The sequence below is a fragment of the Psychrobacter sp. TWR1-1-1 genome (assembly GCF_049895865.1).
GTDB lineage: Bacteria > Pseudomonadota > Gammaproteobacteria > Pseudomonadales > Moraxellaceae > Psychrobacter > Psychrobacter immobilis_A.
Map to the genome: position 1 here is coordinate 148327 of NZ_JAFCTE010000005.1, position 24397 is coordinate 172723.

General features: G+C 43.0%; 18 protein-coding genes and 1 tRNA gene. 2 read left to right on the top strand and 17 right to left on the bottom strand.

Annotation, left to right across the window (positions count from 1 at the left end; genetic code table 11):
* Nucleotides 1-67: 67 nt before the first annotated feature.
* The 13 genes from rpoB to ACP69U_RS07035 form a co-directional block, all read right to left on the bottom strand.
* Nucleotides 68-4186, bottom strand: coding sequence for a DNA-directed RNA polymerase subunit beta (gene rpoB / locus ACP69U_RS06975; RefSeq protein ID WP_087814768.1), 4119 nt, complete (start codon nucleotides 4184-4186; stop codon nucleotides 68-70).
* A 791-nt stretch (nucleotides 4187-4977) separates the two neighbouring features.
* On the bottom strand, nucleotides 4978-5349 hold the full coding sequence (gene rplL, locus ACP69U_RS06980; protein ID WP_011514491.1) for a 50S ribosomal protein L7/L12: 372 nt from the start codon (nucleotides 5347-5349) through the stop codon (nucleotides 4978-4980).
* 126 nt (nucleotides 5350-5475) lie between these two features.
* Nucleotides 5476-6003: a 50S ribosomal protein L10 gene (gene rplJ / locus ACP69U_RS06985; protein WP_045443904.1), complete on the bottom strand. Its 528-nt coding sequence runs from the start codon at nucleotides 6001-6003 to the stop codon at nucleotides 5476-5478.
* Between the two features lie 446 nt (nucleotides 6004-6449).
* A complete protein-coding gene (gene rplA / locus ACP69U_RS06990) occupies nucleotides 6450-7151 on the bottom strand; it encodes a 50S ribosomal protein L1 (RefSeq protein WP_045443901.1) in 702 nt (233 codons plus the stop codon).
* Nucleotides 7152-7583, bottom strand: coding sequence for a 50S ribosomal protein L11 (gene rplK / locus ACP69U_RS06995; protein ID WP_010201717.1), 432 nt, complete (start codon nucleotides 7581-7583; stop codon nucleotides 7152-7154).
* A 91-nt stretch (nucleotides 7584-7674) separates the two neighbouring features.
* A complete protein-coding gene (gene nusG / locus ACP69U_RS07000) occupies nucleotides 7675-8205 on the bottom strand; it encodes a transcription termination/antitermination protein NusG (RefSeq protein ID WP_045443893.1) in 531 nt (176 codons plus the stop codon).
* A 57-nt stretch (nucleotides 8206-8262) separates the two neighbouring features.
* Complete coding sequence (secE, locus tag ACP69U_RS07005) at nucleotides 8263-8751, bottom strand: preprotein translocase subunit SecE (protein ID WP_083475710.1); 489 nt, start codon at nucleotides 8749-8751, stop codon at nucleotides 8263-8265.
* Nucleotides 8752-8802: 51 nt separating this feature from the next.
* Nucleotides 8803-8878, bottom strand: a tRNA-Trp gene (locus ACP69U_RS07010).
* Between the two features lie 379 nt (nucleotides 8879-9257).
* On the bottom strand, nucleotides 9258-10448 hold the full coding sequence (tuf, locus tag ACP69U_RS07015; RefSeq protein ID WP_055124836.1) for an elongation factor Tu: 1191 nt from the start codon (nucleotides 10446-10448) through the stop codon (nucleotides 9258-9260).
* Nucleotides 10449-10672: 224 nt separating this feature from the next.
* Entirely contained in the window at nucleotides 10673-12799 is a 2127-nt protein-coding gene (fusA, locus tag ACP69U_RS07020) for an elongation factor G (RefSeq protein WP_109592406.1), read from the bottom strand.
* A gap of 345 nt (nucleotides 12800-13144) precedes the next feature.
* Nucleotides 13145-13618 carry a 30S ribosomal protein S7 gene (rpsG, locus tag ACP69U_RS07025; protein ID WP_021814163.1) on the bottom strand — a complete coding sequence of 158 codons (474 nt, stop codon included), beginning with the start codon at nucleotides 13616-13618 and terminating at the stop codon, nucleotides 13145-13147.
* Nucleotides 13619-13824: 206 nt separating this feature from the next.
* Complete coding sequence (gene rpsL / locus ACP69U_RS07030; protein ID WP_011281154.1) at nucleotides 13825-14199, bottom strand: 30S ribosomal protein S12; 375 nt, start codon at nucleotides 14197-14199, stop codon at nucleotides 13825-13827.
* 458 nt (nucleotides 14200-14657) lie between these two features.
* A complete protein-coding gene (locus ACP69U_RS07035; RefSeq protein WP_426138198.1) occupies nucleotides 14658-15842 on the bottom strand; it encodes an EcsC family protein in 1185 nt (394 codons plus the stop codon).
* Between the two features lie 496 nt (nucleotides 15843-16338).
* Between ACP69U_RS07035 and ACP69U_RS07040 the strand changes: the two genes are divergently transcribed.
* Nucleotides 16339-17574, top strand: coding sequence for a beta-ketoacyl-ACP synthase II (locus ACP69U_RS07040; protein ID WP_201540647.1), 1236 nt, complete (start codon nucleotides 16339-16341; stop codon nucleotides 17572-17574).
* Nucleotides 17575-17612: 38 nt separating this feature from the next.
* Nucleotides 17613-19292 carry an anthranilate synthase component I family protein gene (locus tag ACP69U_RS07045; RefSeq protein ID WP_426138199.1) on the top strand — a complete coding sequence of 560 codons (1680 nt, stop codon included), beginning with the start codon at nucleotides 17613-17615 and terminating at the stop codon, nucleotides 19290-19292.
* A 112-nt stretch (nucleotides 19293-19404) separates the two neighbouring features.
* Here the strand turns inward: ACP69U_RS07045 and hisC are convergent, their stop codons facing one another.
* The 4 genes from hisC to murA form a co-directional block, all read right to left on the bottom strand.
* Entirely contained in the window at nucleotides 19405-20538 is a 1134-nt protein-coding gene (gene hisC / locus ACP69U_RS07050; protein WP_426138200.1) for a histidinol-phosphate transaminase, read from the bottom strand.
* A gap of 79 nt (nucleotides 20539-20617) precedes the next feature.
* Entirely contained in the window at nucleotides 20618-21913 is a 1296-nt protein-coding gene (gene hisD / locus ACP69U_RS07055) for a histidinol dehydrogenase (protein ID WP_426138201.1), read from the bottom strand.
* A gap of 289 nt (nucleotides 21914-22202) precedes the next feature.
* Entirely contained in the window at nucleotides 22203-22898 is a 696-nt protein-coding gene (gene hisG / locus ACP69U_RS07060) for an ATP phosphoribosyltransferase (RefSeq protein WP_045447985.1), read from the bottom strand.
* Between the two features lie 147 nt (nucleotides 22899-23045).
* Nucleotides 23046-24314 carry a UDP-N-acetylglucosamine 1-carboxyvinyltransferase gene (gene murA / locus ACP69U_RS07065; RefSeq protein WP_201540651.1) on the bottom strand — a complete coding sequence of 423 codons (1269 nt, stop codon included), beginning with the start codon at nucleotides 24312-24314 and terminating at the stop codon, nucleotides 23046-23048.
* Nucleotides 24315-24397: the final 83 nt, after the last annotated feature.

Here is a 24397-nt window from a genome sequence, read left to right on the forward strand (position 1 = left end):
TTTAGATTGACCACTAAGGATAATAATTGACTGAGACCATGTTAAAAGTAGCCTCAGTCAGCCGTGCTTAATGGGTTTGTTTTAACTCAATATTAATACCCAGTGATTTGATTTCTTTGGTCAGTACGTTAAACGATTCAGGCATACCTGGATCCATATACTGCTCACCATCAACGATGTTTTTGTACATACGCGTACGGCCTTCAACGTCATCCGACTTCACAGTCAGCATCTCTTGTAGCGTATAAGTCGCGCCGTAAGCTTCTAGTGCCCAGACTTCCATCTCACCGAAGCGCTGACCACCGAACTGAGCTTTACCGCCGAGTGGCTGCTGCGTCACAAGTGAATAAGAACCAGTTGAACGCGCATGCATCTTGTCGTCAACCAAATGGTTAAGTTTCAGCATGTACATGTAGCCAACGGTTACTTTACGGTCAAATTTCTGACCAGTACGACCATCATACAACGTCTGTTGACCATCGCGATCCATACCAGCAAGCTCTAACAGATCCTTAACTTGGCTTTCTCTTGCGCCGTCAAATACTGCTGTGCCCATTGGTACACCAGCGCGCAAGTTATCTGCTAGCGCCATGATGTCATCATCACTTAAGCTATCAAGATCAACTTGCTCACCGCCGACTTGGTTATAGATTTTGTCTAAGAAGTCACGTAAATCTTTGATCGCTGCTTGCGATTTGAGCATACCATCGATCTTCTCACCTAAACCTTTCGCTGCCATACCCAAATGCGTTTCTAGAACCTGACCGATGTTCATACGCGATGGTACACCAAGCGGATTCAAGACGATGTCAACGGTATTACCATTTTCATCATAAGGCATGTCTTCAACTGGCATAATGCGCGATACCACACCTTTGTTACCATGACGACCCGCCATTTTATCACCAGGCTGAATACGACGCTTAACCGCTAGATATACCTTAACGATTTTTTGTACGCCATGTTGTAGGTCATCACCAGCGGTTAATTTGCGTTTTTTCTCAGCAAACTTAACATCGATGTCTTTTTGCTTATCAACCAAATACTCAGCGATTTGCGTGAGACGCTCAGAGATTTCTTCTTCAACAGGCTGAATATCAAGCAAAGTCTCAAGGCTCATATCTTTCATATCGGCCAATGCCATCACTGTACCGGCTTTTAGACCAGAACCACCGCTGACTTTTTGACCATCTAACAGATTACCGATACGACCACGAGCCGCTTCTTCAAAGATACGTAGCTCTTCTTTTAAATCTTTACGATAGCTATCAAGCTGTGATTTTTCAATTGCTCTTGCACGTGCATCTTTTTCAACGCCGTCACGAGTAAAGACTTGCACGTCAATAACCGTGCCTTTACTTGATGTTGGTACACGTAGCGACGTGTCTTTAACATCAGCCGCTTTTTCACCAAAGATAGCCCGGAGCAATTTCTCTTCTGGCGTCAGTTGCGTTTCACCTTTTGGCGTCACTTTACCAACTAAGATATCACCAGCGTCGACTTCAGCACCGATATAAACGATACCTGCTTCATCAAGACTTGATAGCGCCGCTTCGCCAACGTTTGGAATATCGGCAGTAATTTCTTCAGTACCTAGCTTGGTATCACGTGCTACACAAGTTAATTCTTGAATATGAATCGTGGTGAAACGATCTTCTTTCACCACTTTTTCAGACAGCAATATTGAATCTTCGAAGTTGTAACCATTCCACGGCATAAATGCAATGCGAATGTTCTGACCTAGTGCAAGCTCACCAAGATCCGTTGACGGACCATCGGCCAAGATATCACCTACAGCAATAGCATCACCTTGGTTGACAATAATACGTTGGTTGATACAAGTGTTTTGGTTAGAACGCGTGTATTTAACGAGGTTATAGATATCAATACCAGCTTCACCAGCAATCATCTCATCTTCATTGACACGAACCACAACACGTGAGGCGTCAACGTCTTCGATCACACCGCCACGCTTAGCGATCACACAAACACCTGAGTCACGCGCAACGTGACGCTCCATACCCGTACCTACTAACGGCTTATCAGCACGTAATGTAGGAACTGCCTGACGCTGCATGTTCGAGCCCATAAGCGCTCGGTTAGCATCATCATGCTCTAGGAACGGAATCAAACCAGCAGCTACCGATACAACCTGACTTGGCGACACATCCATATGCGTCACTTTTTCTGGCGGCATACGGACGAATTCACCATAGCTACGCACACTGACCATCTCATCAGATAACGCGCCTTCTGCGGTTACTGGTGAGTCAGCCTGTGCAATGACCGTACCTACTTCTTCAATTGCTGATAGATACTCAATGACATCCGTTACTTTACCATCAACCACACGGCGATAAGGCGTTTCTAAGAAGCCAAAGCTGTTGGTCTTTGCAAAGGTCGCTAATGAGTTAATCAAACCAATGTTTGGACCTTCAGGAGTTTCAATCGGGCATACGCGACCATAATGAGTATCATGTACGTCACGTACTTCAAAGCCTGCACGTTCACGGGTCAGACCACCGGGTCCTAGAGCTGAGACACGGCGTTTATGGGTAACTTCAGACAATGGATTGTTCTGATCCATAAACTGTGATAACTGGCTTGAACCAAAGAATTCTTTGACCGCAGCCGCTACTGGCTTTGAGTTAATCAAATCTTGTGGTGACAAGTTATCAGATTCCGCTGAGCTTAAACGCTCTTTGACTGCACGCTCGACACGTACTAGACCAACACGGAATTGGTTTTCTGCCATCTCGCCGACCGAACGAATACGGCGGTTACCTAAATGGTCGATATCATCGACTTCGCCGCGACCATTACGAATCTCAATCAATTCTTTTAGGACATTAACGATATCGGCATTGGTCAATACACTACGAGCGCGTTGGATGTCTGGATCATCAGTATTATCAAACTCTAACCCTAAACGACGGTTAAATTTCATACGACCGACGTTCGATAAGTCATAACGATCAGCGTTGAAGAACATGCTGTCAAATAGTTTTTCAGCGGTTTCAACCGTTGGTGGCTCACCTGGACGCATGACTTTATAGATTTCAATCAATGCTTCTTCACGGCTTGACGTACTATCAGCACGCAAAGTGTCGGCAATATAACTGCCTTGATCGATATCATTGGTGAATAGAATGCTGAACTCTTTGATAGACTCGCTGGCTTCAAATGCGCTCAACTTAACCAATAACTCATGGTCAATTAGCGTATTCGCTTTAGCAATAACTTCGTCATTCACCACGATATCTTCAGCTAAAATACGCTCATAGAGATACTCATCAGGTATCGCAATCTTCGTCATACCTGCTTCTTCAAGCTGACGAATACGGCGTGCATTAATACGCTTGCCCTGCTCTACGATGACATCACCTTCTGGTGATACGATATCGAACTGAGCCATCTCACCGCGCAAGCGATCAGCAACCAGATCAATCTCGAATTGCTCTTCACCTTTATATACGGCTACTTTATCAAAGAATAAATCTAATATTTCAGACGTTGTTAGACCAAGCGCACGTAGAATAATTGAAGCCAATAGCTTACGACGACGGTCAATACGAGCAAAAACTAAGTCTTTGGCATCAAATTCAAAATCTAACCATGAACCACGGTAAGGGATAATACGTGCGTTATAAAGCACTTTACCACTTGAATGCGACTTACCTTTATCATGGTCAAAGAACACACCAGGTGAACGATGTAGCTGAGATACGATAACACGCTCAGTACCATTGATAATAAAAGTACCGTTAGCCGTCATCAACGGCATCTCGCCCATATAGACGCTTTGCTCACGGATATCTTTAATAGCCGCTTTGCTGTCTTTGTCTTTGCTGTCTTTGTCTTTGATGATCAAACGGATTTTGACACGCATAGGCGCGGCAAATGTTGAGCCACGCAAGATACACTCACGTTCGTCAAATTCAGGCGTGCCTAAATAATATTCAACGAATTGTAGCTCTGCGTTACCAGAGTGACTCTCAATTGGGAAAATAGAGGAATACGCAGCTTGCAAACCAGTATTCTCACGAGCTTTTGGCTTTTTGTGCTCTTGCAAAAATTGCTCGTAAGAATCTACTTGAATAGACAGTAAATAGGGAATGTCCATCACAGTGGGCAATTCAGCAAAACTTTTGCGAATACGCTTTTTTTCAGTATAAGAATATGCCATCGAGAGTCCTTACAGTAAACGTGGAAACAAATTAAAAGCGTGGCCAGCGTGCATAAATACGATGCAAACTTGGCGACGTAAACGATAATATAAAACAGGTAATCGTGTTCAGTTGATATCTTTTGTCAATTACTACTTCTGCTATCAGTGCTTACTTAGCACCCTTACTTTCATTTTATGATCGGTATCTAAGTCAGTCTATATGACCACTCAGACAACCAAATTCAATATCACATCATCTAAAATATATTACTTTTTAAGCAAAACTTACTCATAGAGGTAAGAAAAAATGACTCGTTCAAGGGTATTTCTAAGTTATCTGCTATCAAAACTGATTGTATTTAGTCATTTTTCTTTCAAAAAACTGGCTCTTTCAAAACCAACAATTCTATCAAAACTAATATCGTCGCTGATATGTACCGTCTATAAGCCTAACTACTGACAGTAATACTCTGCGAAACGGACAACCTAAACTTAATAGCTTTTCAGAATTAATAATAATCGGGGTAACTATAACTTTTAGAATCAGTATAAACTATAGTGTTAATGGGAAAGCATGCAGACACAAAAAAATGCCAAACATCTATGGACGTTTAGCTTAAATTAACTGATTTCAAAAACTGGCATGTGTGCTTGCATGTATATCGTCTGTCCTTTTGATGGGTATCCACCGTGATGTTGCATACGTATGTTGGCAGACACAAAAGGTCAAGCTACGAATTATAGTAAAAAAAAGCTGGCAATGCAAGGCATTACCAGCTTTTTTTGTACAACACTAAGATAAGCGAAGCTTATTTTAGTTCAACAGTTGCACCAGCTTCTTCAAGTTTCTTTTTCAACTCTTCAGCTTCAGCTTTGTTAACGCCTTCTTTGATTGGAGCTGGAGCGCTTTCAACCAAATCTTTCGCTTCTTTCAAGCCAAGACCAGTAGCTTCACGTACGGCTTTAATTACGCCAACTTTCTTCTCGCCAAAGCTGGCAAGAACTACGTCAAACTCGTCTTTTTCTTCAGCAGCAGCAGCAGCAGGGCCAGCAGCAGCAGGTGCAGCAGCAACAGCAGCTGTTACGCCGAATTTTTCTTCCATAGCGCTGATTAATTCAACGATATCCATTACTGACATTTCAGCGATTGCGTTTAACACGTCATCTTTAGATAGTGCCATGAGAACTCTCCGTTATCTGATAAAAATTAATTGATTTTAAAATCGCTTGGATTGCTTGCCAAATTTTCAAATAGTGTTGGCAGTAAAGTGCAATCGGCGATGTCAAAGTTACGTTAAAACAAGCAATTATGCCGCTTCTTTTGCGTCTTTGATTGCTGCTACCGTGCGAACAAGCTTACTAGGAACAGCGTTCATAGTTTGAACAAGCTTGGTAACTGGTGCATTCATAGTAGCCATCAAGATAGAGATTGCTTCGTCGCGAGTTGGTAGCTTCGATACGCGCTCTAGCTCTTCTGGACCATAAACAACACCACCAACTGATACCAATTTGGTCTCTAAAGCTTTGTGATCTTTACTGAACTCGAAAACAACTCGAGCAGCAGATCCCAAATCTTCCATAGAGAAAGCCAAAAGTAATGGACCAGTCATACGGTCTGACATGCTCTCAAACTTAGTGCCTTCAAACGCACGTTTTGCTAGGGTATTTTTTACCACTTTCAAAACGACGCCTTTTTCACGGGCTTGTTCGCGCAGCTTAGTAAGCTTTGCAACACCAATACCATGATATTCGGCAGCTACTGCTGAGTAAGCATTAGCAGCAACTTCAGACACTTCAGCCACAACTTGTTGTTTTTGCTCTAGCGTTAATGCCATAAGTTGACTCCTTTAATCTTATCAATCAGCTGAATATTTAATCATTTAAACCTAAGCTTTTAAGCATTGGCATTCAATAATTAAACGAATCGCTTAGACTGACTTGATACGACACGTTATCAGTATATTTATTAAAGATAAATATACTCATAACGACTGATTACGGCACCGTTATCAGAATGACATCAAGTGATAGATTGAACTATCGGCTCTTATCAACAACTGGGTGGGTCACCGTCTGCGTAGGACAACTAAGATTTTCATCTTTCGTCGATTAACAAAAACAGCTCGTTGTTATTACTAATGATCCGAAAACAATTAATAAAAACGTAAAACCGCTTTCTACCTACGGTCTTAGACAGCATAGCGTTTGCTACGCTGACCTAATTCTTTAAAATATTTTTGCAGCCTTTATTTAAAATTGTCAAATAAAGGCAAATATCTGATTATTTTGCTGTGCGATATGGAACTGGATCAATACTTAGACCAGGACCCATCGTGCTAGACAAGGTAATTTTCTTAATGAAAGTACCTTTAGAAGTAGCAGGCTTAGCACGTCTTAAATCTGCAATCAGTGCTTCAGCATTCTGGATTACTTGCTCAGCAGTAAAACCAACTTGACCGATAGTCGTGTGGATGATACCTGCTTTGTCTACACGATACTGTGCTTGACCGGCTTTAGCGTTAGTAACCGCTTCAGCAACGTTAGGCGTAACCGTACCGACTTTAGGGTTAGGCATTAGACCACGTGGACCTAGGATAGTACCTAGTTGACCAACAACACGCATTGCATCAGGAGCAGCAATAACGATATCAAAGTCCATGTTACCAGCTTTGATTGATTCTGCTAGGTCTTCAAAACCAACGATATCTGCACCAGCTTCTTTGGCGGCTTCAGCAGCAGCACCTTGAGCAAATACAGCAACGCGTTTGGTTTTACCAGTACCAGCAGGTAGGTTGGTAGCGCCACGAACCACTTGATCAGATTTACGTGGGTCAACACCCAAGTTAATCGCAATATCAATTGACTCTTTGAATTTAAGAGGTGGTAAATCGTTTAGGATTTGAACCGCTTCTTCAACTGTATACTGCTTTTCATGTACGATACGGCTTTGAATTTCTTTTTGACGTTTGGTTAGCTTGCTCATTTACACACCCTCCACGGTAATACCCATTGAACGTGCAGTACCAGCGATGGTACGAACAGCAGCATCAAGATCAGCAGCAGTTAAATCTGCATCTTTGGTCTTAACGATGTCTTCTAGTTGTGCACGGTCAACTTTACCGACTTTAGCGGTATTTGGTGTACCAGAACCTTTAGCAATACCAGCAGCCTTACGTAGTAAGTATGCAGCTGGTGGTGACTTCATGATGAAAGTAAAAGACTTATCGCTATATACAGTGATCTCAGTAGGAATCGGTAGACCCGGCTCTTGGTTTGAGGTCGCAGCGTTAAATTCTTTACAGAACGCCATGATGTTCACGCCTTTTTGACCCAATGCTGGACCAATCGGTGGTGAAGGATTTGCTTTGCCTGCAGGGACTTGTAGTTTGATGTAACCATCAATCTTCTTAGCCATGATTTTCTCCTAAATGGGTAATAGCGCCAAATCAATGTGGTATAAACCTTATTGACTAACAGCTCCCCGGTTGATGAACTTTTTTGCTGATTTAGTCTAGCTTTTCAACTTTACTAAATTCAAGCTCGACCTGAGTCGGTCGATTAAATACGTTTACCGTTAAATGTAGTTTAGACTTCTCGTAATCCACTTTTTCTACCAACCCTTTAAAGTCAGTAAATGGACCATCGATAACCAACAGCTCTTCGCCCGGCTCAAACAGAGTCTTAGGACGTGGATCGGTTTCAGTCTGATTCAAACGGTTTAAAATACGATCTGCTTCTACTTGCGTAATTGGCGCTGGTGTTTCAGGTGTACCACCGATGAAACCCATAATACGTGGGCACTCTTTAACGATATGCCAAGTATTGTCGTTCATTTCCATCTGGATCAATACATAACCTGGAAAGAACTTACGCTCACTCTTACGCTTTTTGCCGTCTTTCATTTCGACGACTTCTTCAGTAGGAACCAATACGTCACCGAATGATTCAGCAAAGTCACTACGATTAATACGATCAGTTAATGAACGCTGTACTTGCTTTTCATATCCTGAAAACGCTTGGACAATATACCAACGCATATCACGCTCCTGATCATTATAAGTAAATTTTGGGGTAAGACTCACTAATACGTGCGACTAACCAATAAAGATGCCAACGAACCAATTGAAAAAGTTATCTAATAACCAAACCAGAAAACCAACAATGGCAATCATGACAATGACCTGCCAGGTATATTGAAACGTTTCATCTTTACCTGGCCATGTCACTCGGCGCAATTCAACAGCAGCGTCTTTTAATAATATTTTAAAAGCGCGGCCTTGATGCGTTAATGCCAAGCATACTAAGGCGAATACAATAAGGGCAACGATAATACCAATACGTACCCAAACATCATTGGCAGGTTGCCAATAGCCAGGTAAATACTGATTAACTAACGTCGCCCCGATTAATACTGCTGCGGCAAGTAGCCACAGTACCACATCTTTTATTGAACCTGTTTTAGCTACTTCAACAGCAGTTGTTTGATTGCCCGCTGAGATGTGCTTACCTTTAGACAGCATTCCACCAGCACCCGCCTTGGCATCAGATAACTTAGTCTCGAGGTTATCTTGATCATTGCTCATAAAGAACTCGCTTCGGAGATGGTGAGGTATAACAAAGATGTGATAAGAAGATGGCAGGCGATGTAGGACTCGAACCTACAACCCTCGGTTTTGGAGACCGATGCTCTACCAATTGAGCCAATCGCCTATGGGTGTAAAGGACAGCATTATACAATATTTGATATAAAATGCAAGCCTTTAGCGGTAAAATTATTACTTTTACCTAGTTTTACTCTTATTTGGATGTGCTATTGAATCATCATTACTTTAACAAAATGAAGATACAAGCGACTAATAAGAAGCAGCGTTAATATAGCAAGCTCCGCTAAGAATTACAATAGATTGGAAAGTAAATTCTAAACGTTATAGGTATAACTGGCTAATTATGTTGGATAAGATAACGAAAGGTTTGATCATACTATCGAAGAATAACCATATTTCCTGATCATTTAATCTAAAAAAAGCCACCCTTAAACAAGGATGGCTTTTTATGACTAACTTACAATCTCATTACTGAGACGGATAGATTAGTTCAATACGTTAGCAACAACACCAGCGCCTACCGTACGGCCGCCTTCACGAATAGCGAAGCGAAGACCTTTGTCCATAGCGATTGGGTGGATAAGCTCTACGCCCATCTCAACGTTATCACCAGGCATGACCATTTCAGTACCGTCTTGTAATTGGATTGCGCCAGTTACGTCAGTAGTACGGAAGTAGAACTGTGGACGATAGCCGTTTAGGAAGGGTGTGTGACGACCACCCTCTTCTTTTGACAATACATATACTTCAGCGTCAAACTTGGTGTGAGGAGTGATTGAACCTGGCTTAGCGAGTACTTGGCCACGTTGTACGTCTTCACGCTTAGTACCACGTAGTAGTACGCCACAGTTTTCGCCTGCACGACCTTCGTCAAGCAGTTTACGGAACATCTCTACACCAGTACAGGTGGTTTTTTGAGTGTCACGGATACCAACGATTTCGATTTCGTCGCCTACGCGTACGATACCAGATTCAACACGACCTGTTACAACAGTACCACGGCCTGAGATTGAGAATACGTCTTCGATTGGCATTAGGAATGCTTTGTCAACGTCACGCTCTGGCTCTGGGATGTAGGTGTCAAGAACGTTAAGAAGTTCTACAACCGCTGGTTGGCCGTATTTTTCTTGTGAGCCTTTTAGGGCTTCAGTGGCTGAACCATGGATGATTGGGGTGTCATCACCTGGGAAGTCGTAGTCATTAAGAAGTTCACGAACTTCCATTTCTACGAGTTCTAGCAGTTCTTCGTCATCAACAACATCACATTTGTTCATGAATACGATGATGTACGGTACGCCAACCTGACGTGAAAGCAGGATGTGCTCACGGGTTTGTGGCATTGGGCCGTCAGTTGCTGATACGACTAGGATTGCGCCGTCCATTTGAGCGGCACCAGTGATCATGTTTTTAACATAATCGGCGTGACCTGGGCAATCGACGTGAGCGTAGTGACGTGCTGGGGTGTCATATTCTACGTGTGAGGTGTTGATGGTGATGCCACGTGCTTTTTCTTCTGGTGCTGAGTCAATAGACGCGTAGTCTTTGGCTTCGCCACCAGAGGTGATTGCTGCTACAGTTGCGATGGCAGCTGTTAGGGTTGTTTTACCGTGGTCAACGTGTCCGATTGTACCGACGTTGACGTGTGGCTTTACGCGTTCAAACTTGGCCTTTGCCATGGGTATTTCCTCTTTTTTTGGGGTCAAATGCTAAGCTCGTATAAATACGATAACAAAGACGATCTTGACCACATTAAGATAATTGTTAAAAGGGTACACATACTAATGTGCAGATATTATAAGAAAATCACCGCCAATAACAAGTCTTTTAACCAATTATTGGCGTATTCTTCTATGACAACATAGAGATAATAGCTACATTGTCATATTTAATAGACGATTACTTACTCGTCATCATCTTTATTGTTGAATTTAGAGATGATGTCAGCAGCAACTGATTTTGGAATCTCAGCGTACTTTTGGAATTCCATTGAATAAGTAGCACGGCCTTGTGACATTGAGCGCATTTGTGTGGCATAACCAAACATTTCTGCTAATGGCACTTCGGCACGGATCTGCTTAGTACCGCCAGGTAGGTCTTCCATACCCTGTACCAAACCACGACGACGGTTAAGATCGCCCATGATATCGCCCATATAATCTTCAGGCGTTTCAACTTCAACTTTCATGATTGGCTCAAGTAGCGCTGGATCTGCTGCCATGAAGCCTTTTCTGAATGCCATAGAACCAGCCATCTTAAATGATAGCTCATCCGAGTCGACGTCATGGTAAGAACCGTCATACAAGGTCGCTTTTACGCCAACCACTGGATAACCAGCAAGTACGCCATTTTTCATGCGTTCTCGGATACCTTTATCAACAGCACCATGGAATTCTTTCGGTACCGTACCACCAACAACTTCTTCAGCGAATTCATATTCAGTATCGCCCGCTGGATCAAGTGGCTCAAGACGTAACCAAACGTGACCGAATTTACCACGACCACCAGTCTGACGTACGAATTTGCCTTCTTGCTCAACTGTGTTACGAATCGTTTCACGATAAGCAACCTGCGGCGCACCGATGTTCGCTTCAACGTTAAACTCACGCTTCATACGATCAACAAGAATCTCTAGATGCAGCTCACCCATACCACTGATGATTGTCTGGCCAGACTCTTCGTCAGTATGTACACGGAACGATGGATCTTCTTTCGCCAAACGACCTAAAGCGATTGACATTCTTTCTTGGTCAGCTTTGGTCTTAGGTTCAACCGCTAGGCTGATGACTGGATCTGGGAATTCCATGCGCTCAAGCGTGATAACATTTTGCTCATCACATAGCGTATCACCAGTCGTTACGTCTTTCATGCCGACCAATGCAGCGATATCACCAGTACGGATTTCTTGCAACTCTTCTTGAGAGTTAGCCATCATCTGTACGATACGACCAACGCGCTCACGCTTCATTTTAACTGGGTTATAAACACTGCTGCCTTGCGTCAAAACACCTGAATAAACACGAACGAAGGTTAAGTTACCAACGAATTTGTCATTCATGATTTTAAATGCTAAAGCTGAGAACGGTGCGTCATCTGATGCTTCACGAGTGCCTTCAGTTTCATCTTTGTCATCAAGGATACCTTTAATAGCAGGTACATCCATTGGTGCTGGAAGATACTGAATAACCGCATCCAACATCTTTTGTACACCTTTGTTTTTAAAGGCAGTACCACAAAGTAATGGAATGATTTGGTTATCAATAGTCAATTGACGAATAGCAACGTTGATCTGCTCTACAGACAACTCGCCATTTTCTAAATACTCATTCATCAATTCTTCTGTTGCTTCAGCCGCATTTTCTACAAGAATCTCACGATACTCTTCTGCTTTTTCTTGTAATTCAGCTGGGATTTCGCGCTCTTCAAACTCCATACCTTGAGATGCTTCATCCCAATAAAGAGCTTTCATCGTAACTAGATCGATAACGCCTTCGAAGTCATCTTCTTTACCAATTGGAATAACCAATGGCACAGGATTACCACCTAGACGAGTTTTGATCTGCTCAATAACACGATAGAAATCAGCGCCGACGCGATCCATTTTGTTTACAAATGCAAGACGTGGAACTTTATATTTATTTGCCTGACGCCATACGGTCTCAGACTGTGGCTGAACGCCGCCTACTGCACAGTAAACCATGCAAGCGCCATCAAGTACACGCATAGAACGTTCAACTTCGATCGTGAAGTCAACGTGACCTGGGGTGTCAATGATGTTGATACGATGTTCGTCAAACTGTTTTGCCATACCTGACCAAAAACAAGTCGTCGCCGCTGAGGTAATAGTAATACCGCGCTCTTGTTCTTGCTCCATCCAGTCCATAGTGGCTGCGCCATCATGTACTTCACCAAGTTTGTGACTAACACCGGTATAAAATAAAACACGCTCAGTAGTGGTTGTCTTACCAGCATCGATGTGCGCTGAGATACCAATGTTGCGATAGCGTTTTAGGGGAGTTTTACGAGCCATAGTGTTTTCCTAGGAAAAGTCGTGTATATAATAATGTATTGTGTCTCTACCTCATACTCTATGACAAAGCGGTCAGCTTCATATTACTTACTGATTATTGAGCCTAATACGGACAAAAAAAGAGCAAATACTAAGAATAGTGCGGCATCAGATTTGGGATGCTCTCTTGTGACAAGCATACTTAATTAAGAGAGACATCTTGATAGATGTCCGCCATCTCGTTGTTGATAGTCAAAAACTAGTTACAACAAGATAAATGATGGCGGCAATCAATAGAATAAATAACAATGTAAGATTAGCTGACTTCAGCCAGCTAATCTAAAGCTACTACTAATAAACAGTAGCTTAGAAGCGGTAATGAGAGAACGCTTTGTTAGCATCTGCCATGCGGTGAACTTCGTCACGCTTTTTCATAGCAGCGCCTTTGCCATCAGCAGCATCATTCAATTCGCCAGCCAAACGCAAAGCCATTGATTTTTCAGAACGCTTAGCAGCAGCTTCAGCTAACCAACGCATAGCCAAGGCAGTACGACGGGAGGGGCGTACTTCCATTGGTACTTGGTAGGTTGCACCACCAACGCGGCGAGCTTTCACTTCTACCATTGGGCGTACATTTTCTAAAACTTCTTCGAAGAAAGATACTGGATCTTCGATTTTACGTTTTTCGCTTACTGTCTCAAGTGCACCGTAAACGATACGCTCAGCAGTAGATTTTTTACCATGACTCATTACATGGTTGATGAATTTTGCAACAGTTTGGCTACCAAACTTAGGATCCGGTAGGATCTCACGGGTAGCAACGACGCGACGTCTTGGCATAATAAATATCCTTTTCTTCAGGAGTGTCTGACATTCACAATCTCGCACCAATTAATATTGGATGGCGTTATATCGAGTTGTCAGTCAGCCTTACTGCACGGCGGTATGTTTTAACAGTGAATTACTAATTTAATAATACTGTCAACACCAGACCCATGCACAGTTAATGTTTGGTATAAAAAAGCTTAGCTAATAACGATTAGTTATTAAACTTTAGGCTTCTTAGCACCATATTTAGAGCGACCTTGCTTACGGTCTTTAACGCCTGCGCAATCTAATGCACCACGGACGGTGTGATAACGTACACCTGGTAGATCTTTTACACGACCACCACGGATAAGAACAACACTGTGCTCTTGTAGGTTATGACCTTCGCCGCCGATGTAGCTTGATACTTCATAGCCTGAAGTCAAACGTACACGACATACTTTACGCATGGCTGAGTTAGGTTTTTTAGGGGTAGTAGTATATACGCGAGTACATACACCACGACGTTGTGGGCACGCTTCCAACGCAGGAACTTTTGACTTTTCCTTGATGGTTTTGCGACCTTTACGAATCAATTGGTTAGTTGTTGCCATGAGGCATCCTTCTCCCGTTTGGTATAAAACAAAAAAATGGGGAAACGCACCATCTATCTGACTTTAATGACAGATTTTGGTACACCCATTTTTAGGACAGTGTATTATAAAGAGTTGTTGCTGCTATTTCAACCACTTATGCGTGATTGCACTTTACAACATTTGATAGATATGCATTCACCCTACTACTATAACACTTTCTCTATTTTTAGTTAAAAATCAGCTAAAAAGTAGATTGTCATACAGTATATCGAAAGTAGCGTCACGAACGATTTAAATAAGATGTTTAACTATAAATAAATAGCAATTTATAAGTACTAAATGGCGATATTATCTTGTTTTTCAAGAGAAAGAAGACACTATCGCCAAAATTAGTAGTAGATATGCAGCTCATAATCCTTCTATGATAGAAGCTGGCTGAAGAAAGAAAACAGGTAAGTCTGATTATTTAGACGCTCTTATTTGCTTTTCTTGTTAGCCGTCTTGTTTGATTTGCTATCAGAGGATTTGTTCTGACCACCTTGCTTATCATTGTCGTCTTTCTGCGTTTCTTTCATGACCTTTTCATCAACTTCTTGATGGTTATTTTTTTCTTCAGCAGTATCTTTCTTGCTATCGGTATCCTTGCTTGACTCTTTCTCAGCATCTTGCTGCTTTTCATTGTCAGCTGTTTTGTTTACCTTAGCTTCATTACCGCTATCATCAGTGATTGCACGATTGGCAAGTTTGGCTTCTGGGGCAAAAGTCGCTTGAGCCACGCCAATCACTTCATCAATGAGCTGGCTGTTGTAGCGCATACCAACGATAACAGCGGTAACTGGTAAGAATTTGCGTATCCATGTTAAATTGATTTTATCCAGGTCAATACCGACCTGGCTGGCAATGCTGTCAACTTGTTCTGCATAAAAGTTGACGTTTTTATCCTTTAAACCTAGGTTTTTTAGCTCATTGTGTAGACCACTGCTTTGGGCATTATCCAATAAACCTTTGCCAATGCCAATACCTGCTAGCAATGCTTGTTTTTCTTGCATCTTGCTCAGATCAGCATTCGCTAACAGCTCATAAGCCATTTTGACACCTTGCTTACCTGTGAGGGGTTTATTGTAGACAGCACCCAACTGATAGACGGTACGTAATGATACCAATAAAAGCCATAGCGTATCAGCAAGCAAACCAGGAAGCCCAGCCAAACCTGTTAAGCCCCCTATCGTTGCCAATGCACGGTTTTGATTGGCGATATCAGTGGCTAATGCATAACGCTCTTCATCATCTAAGCTTGCGATATTGGCGAAACGATGTTCATTAGGTAAATCAATCTGACTCCAGTTAGAAGCAAGGTTTGCCACTTGTGCAAAAGCGCCATCGACCGTCGACTGAAAAAAACTGTTTGGCACTACTTTTTTGGCATATTTACCATAAGTGGCAAAACGTGACCCTAATAATTGCTGAGTGGCTTTTAACGTTTGCTCACGGAATAAATCCTGCTGATAGTCTTCATCGCCTAAGTTGACTGCTTTGTATTGACGCGGTTTTCCCGTCTTAGCATTCATGCTATCAATCATAGCGCCCACGCGCTCTAGATTGTTGCGAGTAAAAGAGCCAACGGTAGTGATACCTTTAGAGAGAGTGCTACGCTTCGCCATCGTGATGTCCTTAATGTGATGAGTAATTTTGTTTTATTGTAAGCGATTTATAATAATAGATGTGCCATTCTAGTCAATCACTATAATCAATGTCAGTGCGAACAATGTTATCGCAATCACAAATTTTGTATCCAAAAGTATCACTTAATGTATGATTGATACCATTATGCAAGCTGTCTTCAAGCAAATGGTCTTTTTAGATGGCTTTAGACAGCAAGCACGATTTTGTCGTTATTTTGCACTTGTACAAAGATTTTGGACGCTCGATACGTTATCATGTGCCATAACTCACAGTACACTTGTACTTCTATTTATAAGTAGTTCGTTACTTATAAATAATCAGTTACCAAGCATATAGTTTTACTATGATCATCACAATGATTGTAAAATGAGACTTTAACGCTCAACATACCCTAATATTAAATAATAGAAATACATACTTAAAAACGATTATTAAAAGTAATTGTGAAAAATCGTTACTCATAAGGAATAGAATATGCGCCGCGTTGTTATCACTGGAGCAGGGATCGTCTCTTGTATCGGACATGATTTAGCCACGGTTACTGCCGCTCTAAAGCAAGGGCAGTCTGGCATTACATTTAATGAGGCTTATGCTGAGCATGGGTTTAAATCACACGTTAGCGGCAGTATCGACCAGTCGACGCTTGATACCAGTGGTATCGATCGTAAGTTGAAGCGGTTTTTTAGTGATGCCAGTCTATACGCTTATGTCAGTGCTTTAAACGCCATTGAGCAGTCTGGTTTGTCGCTTGAAACCATCAATAATAATCCACGCGTGGGCGTGGTCGCAAGCTCTGGCGGCGCGTCGACAGAGAATATTGTCAATGCCATAGATGCCATGCGGGATAAAGGTCTGCGCGGTGTCGGCGCGATGGCTGTGCCAAAAACAATGGGCAGCTCAGTATCAGCGGCGCTTGCTACAGGTCTAAAAATCCAAGGCGTATCATACTCGCTCACCTCTGCTTGTGCCACCTCAACCCATTGTATCGGTCATGCGGCTGAACTTATTCAATTAGGCAAAGCAGATGTGATACTCGCGGGTGGTAGCGAAGCGGAACATTGGACACAGTCTTGTATGTTTGATGCCATGGGTGCAGTCAGTACTCAATATAATGAGACACCGCAGCGCGCCTCAAGAGCTTATGATAAAGATCGTGATGGCTTCGTGATTGCTGCTGGTGGTGCGATGGTCGTGGTTGAAAGTCTAGAACATGCACAAGCACGTGGTGCCAATATACTGGCTGAAATCGTCGGTTATGGTGCCAGCTCTGATGGTGCTGAAATGGTTGCGCCAAGTGGTGAAGGTGCCGTGCGCTGTATGCAGCAAGCCCTAGCCGAAGCTGGTTTGCAAACTGTCGACTATATAAACAGCCACGGTACCAGCACGCCGTTAGGTGACATCACTGAGCTTAAAGCCATTGCTAAAGCATTTGGCGATGATATCAGTCAAGTACCTGCGATCAGCTCTACTAAATCTATGACAGGTCATAGCCTTGGTGCCGTTGGTGCGCAAGAGCTGATTTATTGCTTATTGATGCTACAAGAAGGCTTCATTGCACCCAGTATCAATGTTGATAATTTAGATCCTGCGGCTGAAGGCTTTGATATTGTCACCGAAATGCGTGAAGCCAAGCTTGAGACACTAATGAGCAACAGCTTCGGCTTCGGCGGTACTAATGCCACATTAATCATTAAGAAGTTTGACGCCTAACTATGCTCGCAGCACATCCTCTCAAAACTGAGCAAATAATGTCTGATCCATCGCCAGCTACTAAACCTAGCTGGCGTTTTGGTGACCTATCGGCTGCAGAATTTATGCCGCTGCTACAGCAGTATTTAATCGCACAAGATACTAAGGCAAACTGGCAATTGGTTTGGCTCAACAATGATGGTCAACCGGTGATTGGCTTATTGCCAAAAGTAAGCTGGTCTGTTTATGATTATTCTGAAAAAACGTCAAATTCTAACGAACAAGCAGCCCTTTATCAAGTCACAAAAACCTATCGTGACGCCGTTCACAATGATATCACTGTCACTTATAGGAGTTATAGCGACTGGCAAGATGAATTAATCAGTTATAGTCAAACTTATGAGACTGATAATGAAAACTCAGAATCAGTAAGCGATTTAAATGAAAAACCAAGTTATCATCATGGTCTGATAGGTTTTATTGGTTATGATATTGCGGCTCATGAGCTAAGCCCGGCCGCCAAAATTGAGCGAGCAGCACAGCCTTGTGCCGTATTAGGACATTATGATATTTACTTAGCACCTGAGAAAAATCATGGCAACACGGGTTGGGAATTAACGATAAAGGCAACTGCTAACGACTCTGAAAACGACTCTGATAATCAGCAAAAAAATAAAATGATCACGGCACTTGTCTCTTATTTAGATATAGTAGATAAAAATCTGGCTGATAACTGTCTCAATAAAACGCAACTGACAGCATCACCACTGCCTGCTCCTTTAGTATTAAAGTCACGATGGCGCAAACAAGACTATCAACAAGCATTCAATCAAACCCAAAAATATCTACAGCAAGGCGACTGTTATCAAATCAACCTAACCCAAGAATGGCAAGGTTTTTTTGATCATAACCCTAGCGATAATAGCGCTTTGCCGATGCTGATTGATTACTTACCTGCTTTACATCGTAATACCCAAGCACCTTTTGCTGGATACTTAGCGGTTAATCCCTTTAACCGTGAAATCAAAAATAATACGTCCCAGCATCCGTTTGAATTATTGAGCTGCTCGCCTGAGTTGTTTTTTACATTTACCAAGGATATCGATACTGGCAAGCACCATATCATCACTAAGCCCATCAAAGGGACCATGCCGCGCAGCAACAATATTCAACAAGACCATGCTTATAAACAGCAACTGACTGATAGTGAAAAGGATCGCGCCGAAAATGTGATGATTGTCGATTTGCTACGTAATGATTTGGGCAAATATGCCAAGATTGGCAGCGTCAAAGTGCCGCAGTTATTCTCGATTGAGAGTTTTAGCAATGTGCACCATATGGTCAGCACCATTACCGCAGAATTACAGACGGACACTCACCCACTCGCCGTTTTGTTTGGTAGTTTGCCTGCTGGCTCGATTACTGGCACACCAAAAAAGCGGGCAGTTGAAATTATATCTGAGCTAGAAACTGCACCGCGCGGTGCTTATTGCGGCACATTGGGCTATATGAACTTTGATGGCAGTGGTCAATGGAATGTACTCATTCGTACGCTGCAAGCTAACACTTCATCACATAATGGGCTGAAAAAAAGACATATCAGCTTATGGGCAGGCGGTGGTATCACTGTTGCCTCTGATTGCGATGCTGAATACCAAGAATGTTTGGATAAAGTCGGTAATCTATTAAGCGTTTTAACTCAAAAAAAATACCCACAAATACCCTTAAGATTGTTCTAAAAACGTGACTAGAGAAATTTGTCAAAAAGCCTGCTCAACATAATGTTGGCAGGCTTTTTATCAATACAAGCATCGTGATGCAATTATCAGGATTTAAATCGCGAACCAGATATTAATCAGCAATGATTTCAGCCTCTTTCTGCAACGTCTGTAAAGCATCTATCAAACGGTTGTTTTGCTCTGCTGTACCGGTAGTGATACGCAAATACTCATTGATGCGTGGCTTGTCAAAATGACGGACGATGATACCTTGCTCACGTAACGCATTCGCTACCGTCTTAGCATTACCATCTTTAGGGCGGGCAAAAACAAAGTTGGCATGCGATGGCAACACATCAAAACCTAACGCTGTCAGCTCTGCTGTCAGAGAGTGGCGTAAGTCGATGACTTGCTGGCAGGTCTGGGTAAAATACTCAACATCCAATACACTGGCAGTCGCCCCTACTTGCGCCAGCTTATCCAGTGGATAGCTATTAAAGCTGTTTTTCATACGGGTTAAGGCTTCAACCAATGAGGCATTACCAAAAGCCATACCAACGCGTAATCCAGCAAGCGAACGTGACTTTGAAAAGGTTTGGGTAACAAGAATGTTGTCAAACTCATTGATTAGGCTCACTGCTGAAATTTCTGCATCTGAGCTACCGTCAGCTGCCCGCGCAAAATCAATATAAGCCTCATCAATCACAATCACTGAGTTTGAGTGCTCACTAGCCAGCTTGCGAATATCGGCAAGCGATAATAGCAGTCCAGTTGGGGCATTTGGATTGGCAATGATAATGCCGCTACAAGGCTGGCGATAAGCATCAGGATCAATACTAAAATCTTCTTCCAAGGCAATTTGTACCAGCTCGATACCCAAGGTCTGCGCATAGACTGGATAGAAACTATAGCTGATATCAGGTGCTAAAACAGGTCGCTCTTTTAGGAAAAAGCTGGCAAATACTAGCGCCAATACTTCATCAGAGCCATTGCCAACAAACACTTGGTTGATATCAATATCATAGAGTTGTGCCAATGCGGCACGCAAATCATCAGACTCAGGCGCTGGATATAAACGCAGATCAGCCGCTTGCTGCTCTAGGACTTTTGCGATTGCCTCGCCTACTTTCGGTGACGGTGGGAATGGGTTTTCATTGGTATTTAATTTGCATAAATTTTCATGCTGAGGCTGCTCACCAGGAACGTAAGGTGACAAATTACGCGCTTTAGATGACCAAAGTCTGGTGTCTATCTTTAACTCACTCATAAGTTATCCTACTATTAGCCACATAAATTATTAAATATAAATCTCAAAAGTACAATTCAAAAGCAATCATCAAGCCACGTTACTGATAACGATAACGGGCTGAGCGCGCATGGGCTTCTAAGTCCTCACGTTGCGCTAAAATATCTGCGGTCTCAGCCAATGGCTTACTACCGGCTTCAGTACAATAAATAATAGAGGATTTCTTTTGGAAATCATAAACACCTAGCGGTGAAGAGAAACGCGCAGTGCCAGATGTTGGCAACACGTGATTGGGTCCTGCGCAGTAGTCACCAATCGCCTCAGGCGTGTGACGTCCCATGAAAATAGCACCTGCATGACGAATATCGTTGAGTAGCGCATCAGGATGATCAACTGACAACTCTAAATGTTCTGGGGCAACCCGATTAATCACAGCCATACCTTCCACGCGGTCTTTGACTAAAATAAGTGCGCCACGATTTTTTAGCGAATCGCGGGCGATATCGGCTTTTGGCAATTCTGCCAATGCTTTTTCGATCTCAGCGGCAACTTCAGCTAGCTGCTGTTCACTGGTTGTGACAAAGATAGCTTGAGCGATACGGTCATGTTCAGCTTGTGACAGTAAATCCATGGCCAACCAATCAGCACGGTCTTGCGCCTCGCCCTCTGCATAGACCAATACTTCAGAAGGACCAGCGATCATATCAATCCCAACTTGACCAAATACTGCGCGCTTGGCGGCAGCAACATATTTATTACCAGGGCCAGTGATTTTATCCACCGCTGGAATCGTTTCGGTACCATATGCCAAGGCAGCAACCGCTTGCGCACCGCCGATGGTAAAGACACGGTCGACTTGTGCCAAATGCGCAGCTGCCAATACCAATGGATTGAGCACGCCTTTTGGCGCTGGCACTACCATGATGACCTCTTTAACACCCGCCACTTTGGCAGGAATGGCATTCATCAATACCGAAGACGGATAAGAGGCCAAACCACCAGGGACATAGATGCCTACTCGATCAAGTGCAGTGACTTTTTGACCCAAGCGATTACCAAGCTCATCTTCATACTGCCAAGTCTCTTGTACTTGGCGCTCATGAAAGGCCTGCACACGCGTTGCTGCGGTGGTCAATGCGGATTTTACTGTATCATCAAGATTCGCAAACGCTTCAGCAAGCGCCTCTTTAGACAGCTCTAGCTCTTGCATCGTTGTCGCTGGATGCTGATCGAATTGCTGGGTTAACGCCAGTACGACGCGATCGCCATCATGCCTAACTTGCGCGATTATATCATCAACGGTCTTTAACAAATCGGCATCATTGACGGTTTCAAAGGCAAGTAACTCTGTCAATTGACTGTCAAAATCGGCATCTTGGGTACTTAGTTGGCGCATGACTTAATCCTATATCTGAGCATAAAAGACTGCTGAAAATTAGCGATGTAAAAATGAGGGGTATTGAGTATTAATAATAATTGTGATGGCTGATATACCAGTTTCTATATATTTAGTTTGTTCAGATTATACTAACCTCATACTTTCTGGCAAGCAAATACAACAAAACCAGTTTAGCACGCTATATCTATTTTATAGCGCTAAACTGGTTTAAAAATTTGTATGACAATGCTTAAGATTACCAATGATTAGTATCGTTTGATAAAGCATTGATTCATTAGGAATTAATTTATGAAGCGCTAGCAATACTGTTTTTAAAGCTATCTAAAATCGGCTCAAGTAACGCAAATTTACGCTTGTAGCTCACTTGATTGACGATAAGGCGTGAGGACACATCGCAAATATGGTCGCGTGCTTCAAGACCATTTGCGCGCAACGTATTACCTGTATCAACCACATCGACGATCAAATCACCCAACCCGACCAACGGCGCAAGCTCCATAGAGCCATACAGTTTAATCACATCCACTTGCTGACCTTGGCTGGCAAAGTAAGCGCGGGCAACATTGACGTATTTGGTCGCAATACGTAGGCGACGATTGGGTAGCGGCGCATCTTTCACGCCAGCTGTCATCAACTTACACTGAGCAATTTGCAAATCAAGTAACTCATAGACATGGTTGGCACCATGTTCAAGCAACACATCTTTACCCGCCACTCCAAAGTCAGCCGCGCCATGCTCAACGTAGGTTGGCACATCACTGGCACGCAAAATCAATACACGCACATTGGGGTTTGAGGTTGGAAAAATAAGTTTGCGTGAGGCTTCAGGATCTTCTAATAACTCAACACCAGCTGCGCGTAGCAATGGCATGGTCTCTTCTAGAATACGACCTTTTGATAAGGCCAGTGTTAAGCCTGAAAACTCATCATTTACTTCATTTAATAAACCATCATTTGGTAGGCTATTGCTTGCTTCAGTCATAATGACATCATGTCCATGTGCAGTTAACACCCCCGCTGAAGGGGGCTTTTATTGGTAGGTTACTAATAGTGGTAGATTGCTAAGCTATTCATATCAATGCCAATCGTGTCAATCATTGAGGTCATGGATTTGATAAGTAAATCGATATTAGTCGTTAGTATTGATACGTTCGATATTGACCCCAAGCGCACGCAGCTTTTCTTCGACATGCTCATAACCACGATCGATATGATAAATGCGGTCGATTAAACTTTCACCTTCAGCAGTTGCCGCTGCCATCACCAATGACATAGACGCACGTAAATCAGTCGCCATCACAGGGGCAGCGGTGAAGTTTTCGACGCCTTTTACTACGGCCGTATGACCATCTACTTGGATAGAAGCGCCTAGACGATTAAGCTCAGGGACATGCATATAGCGGTTTTCAAAGATATTTTCGATAAAGGTACTCGTACCATCCGCCAGACACGCAATAGCCATGACCTGCGCTTGCATATCGGTTGGGAAACCTGGATGCGGCTGAGTACGGATATCAACCGCTTTAGGGCGACCTTTCATCTGCGCACGAATCCAACCATCACCAGTGGTAATAATGGCACCCATGTCTTCGAATTTTTCTAATACAGGTGTTAGTAATAGCGCAGAGGTGTTTTTAGTCAACACATCGCCACGCGTCATGAGTGCGCCAGCAAGGTATGAGCCTGTTTCGATACGATCCGGTACCACCGAATACTCACAACCGTGTAAGCGCTCAACGCCTTCGATGGTCATAATCGAAGTGCCGATACCGCTGATTTTAGCGCCCATCGCGACCAACATATTGGCCAAATCAACGACTTCTGGCTCAAGGGCACAATTACCTAAGACGGTCGTACCTTTAGCAAGTGCGGCTGCCATAATAACGTTTTCAGTACCGCCCACGGTAATCATATCAAAAGAGTAGTTACAACCAATCAGCTTACCGCCTTTTGGCGCTTGTGCTTTTACGTAACCATTTTCGACACTAATTTCAGCACCCATCGCCTCAAAGGCTTTTAGGTGTTGGTCAACAGGACGTGAACCAATGGCACAGCCGCCAGGCAATGACACTTCTGCCTCACCAAAACGTGCCAGCAATGGTCCAAGCACTAAAATCGATGCGCGCATGGTTTTTACTAAATCATACGGTGCATAGAAATTATCGATATTCTTGGTATCGCAGGTGACAGTATCGTCCTGCTTTTGGATTTTGATACCCATACCACCGATCAATTCAATCAACGTCCGCACATCTTGCAACGATGGCACATTGTGCAATGTCGTTGGCGTCTCGGCCAATATCATAGCGGCAAGTAACGGCAAAGCAGCATTTTTGGCGCCTGAGATAGTAACTTCCCCTGCGATACGACTACTACCAGTGATTAAAAATTGATCCATAGAAGTGACAACCTAACGATGAGTATTAAAAATAGTGAAAATCAGACCAATCACACCCAGCCAACATAATAGCCAGTCTAATA